The sequence below is a fragment of the Gilliamella sp. wkB308 genome (genome assembly GCF_001690185.1).
Classification (GTDB): domain Bacteria; phylum Pseudomonadota; class Gammaproteobacteria; order Enterobacterales; family Orbaceae; genus Gilliamella; species Gilliamella apicola_I.
In genome coordinates, this window is sequence record NZ_LZGN01000039.1 from 1 (window position 1) to 2001 (window position 2001).

General features: G+C 35.7%; 3 protein-coding genes. All 3 read left to right on the forward strand.

Annotated features, from left to right (window positions below):
* The coding region (locus A9G10_RS12845; protein WP_179855834.1) for a DUF6708 domain-containing protein at positions 1 to 516 on the forward strand (516 nt) is incomplete at its 5' end.
* Between the two features lie 57 nt (positions 517 to 573).
* The gene (locus A9G10_RS10475; RefSeq protein ID WP_065559511.1) at positions 574 to 1443 is read left to right on the forward strand and encodes a DUF6708 domain-containing protein; all 870 of its coding nucleotides are present in this window, start codon (positions 574 to 576) and stop codon (positions 1441 to 1443) included.
* A 57-nt stretch (positions 1444 to 1500) separates the two neighbouring features.
* The coding region (locus A9G10_RS10480) for a DUF6708 domain-containing protein (RefSeq protein WP_218837398.1) at positions 1501 to 2001 on the forward strand (501 nt) is incomplete at its 3' end.

The following is a 2001-nucleotide window of genomic DNA, read 5'->3' on the forward strand; positions in this document are numbered from 1 at the left end:
AAAACAGGCAAGGTTTATCTTTACGAAGCGGTGGCAATGAAATGGATGTTTAAAGCATGGCCACCGAGAAGAGCCTTTAAAGATTTAAACAAATTTCATATAAAAGTTTATGATTGGGAAAACTTTCATGGTGTATTACAAGGTTCGACAGTGGTCAATGTAAAAGGTGGTAGCTTTGAAAGTTATACGTTAATTGGGGCTGCTTGTGAGCCTAATAGTTATAAAGTGATTGAATATATTTATATCCGTGAAACGGATTGTTTTACGATGGATTGGCATTGGATTTGTCATTTTATGGGAAGGAACACAGATAAACCCTTAGACCAAGCAGGTTTAGAATACGTTGATTATAAACCTTGGGATGCCAAAACCTTTATGCAAGTCAAACCGAAGTTAAAAATAACCTCGAGACAAATTGAAGGGTTAGACAAAGCATCGAAAGCGGGCTCAAAAGAAGAGCTTGCTCAAATAGAAGAAGAGTATGAACTAACAAAAACCGTGTATCCGGTCGAATAATCCTGACGTTAGTTTAAAAAACGGAAAGCACAACAATCAGGATAGCAGGAGCAAAAAATGCCATCACGTTACAAACCACCAATTGTTTGTTGGAAAAGTGATTTATCTAAAGGGGGGGGGCCGGTTAAACGTCATGCTAATTATGTTGCATGTGCAACGGATAATTACCTTGAAATCTATCGTAAACGAAAAATTATCGGACCTTATATTGGATTTTTTTTATTGGGAGGTGGAGAAATTTCGGTTATTTTGGCTTTTTTTGTTTGTTTAAATCAAAATAATATTCCTTGGCTTGCCGTGATATTGTCATTTATTGCATCTTTAGGAGGAGGTCTGGTTGTTTATTTAACTTTTTTCACTCTTCTTTTTGGTCACTATGCCCCCGTAAGTAATCCAATTCGTTTTAATCGAAAAACAGGCAAGGTTTATCTTTACGAAGCGGTGGCAATGAAATGGATGTTTAAAGCATGGCCACCGAGAAGAGCCTTTAAAGATTTAAACAAATTTCATATAAAAGTTTATGATTGGGAAAACTTTCATGGTGTATTACAAGGTTCGACAGTGGTTAATGTAAAAGGTGGTAGCTTTGAAAGTTATACGTTAATTGGGGCTGCTTGTGAGCCCAAAAGTTATAAAGTGATTGAATATATTTATATCCGTGAAACGGATTGTTTTACGATGGATTGGCATTGGATCTGTCATTTTATGGGAAGGAACACAGATAAACCCTTAGACCAAGCAGGTTTAGAATACGTTGATTATAAACCTTGGGATGCCAAAACCTTTATGCAAGTCAAACCGAAGTTAAAAGTCACCTCGAGACAAATTGAAGGTTTAGACAAGGCATCGAAAGCGGGCTCAAAAGAAGAGCTAGCTCAAATAGAACAAGAGTATGAACTAACAAAAACCGTGTATCTGGTTGAATAATCTTAACGTTAGTTTAAAAAACGGAAAGCAAAACAATCAGTATAGCAGGAGCAAAAAATGCCATCATGTTACAAACCACCAATTGTTTGTTGGAAAAGTGATTTATCTAACGGGGGCGGACCAGGGAATAAGCGTCGTGCTAATTATATTGCATGTGCGACGGATAATTACCTTGAAATCTATCGTAAACGAAAAATTATCGGACCTTATATTGGATTTTTTTTATTCGGAAGTGGAGAAATTTTGCTTATTTCGTTATTTTTTTATTTTTTAACTGAATTAAAACTTTATTGGTTCATGGCAATAATATATTTTTTTGCATCTATTGGATTAGGTCTGGTACTTTATTTCACTCTCTTTACTCTTCTTTTTGGTCACTATGCCCCCGTAAGTAATCCAATTCGTTTTAATCGAAAAACAGGCAAGGTTTACCTTTACGAAGCGGTGGCAATGAAATGGATGTTTAAAGCATGGCCACCGAGAAGAGCCTTTAAAGATTTAAACAAATTTCATATAAAAGTTTATGATTGGGAAAACTTTCATGGTGTATTACAAGGT

Coding starts and splice junctions, on each gene's coding strand:
- A9G10_RS10475 (WP_065559511.1), top strand. CDS start 574: ATGCCATCACGTTACAAACCACCAATTGTTTGTTGGAAAAGTGATTTA.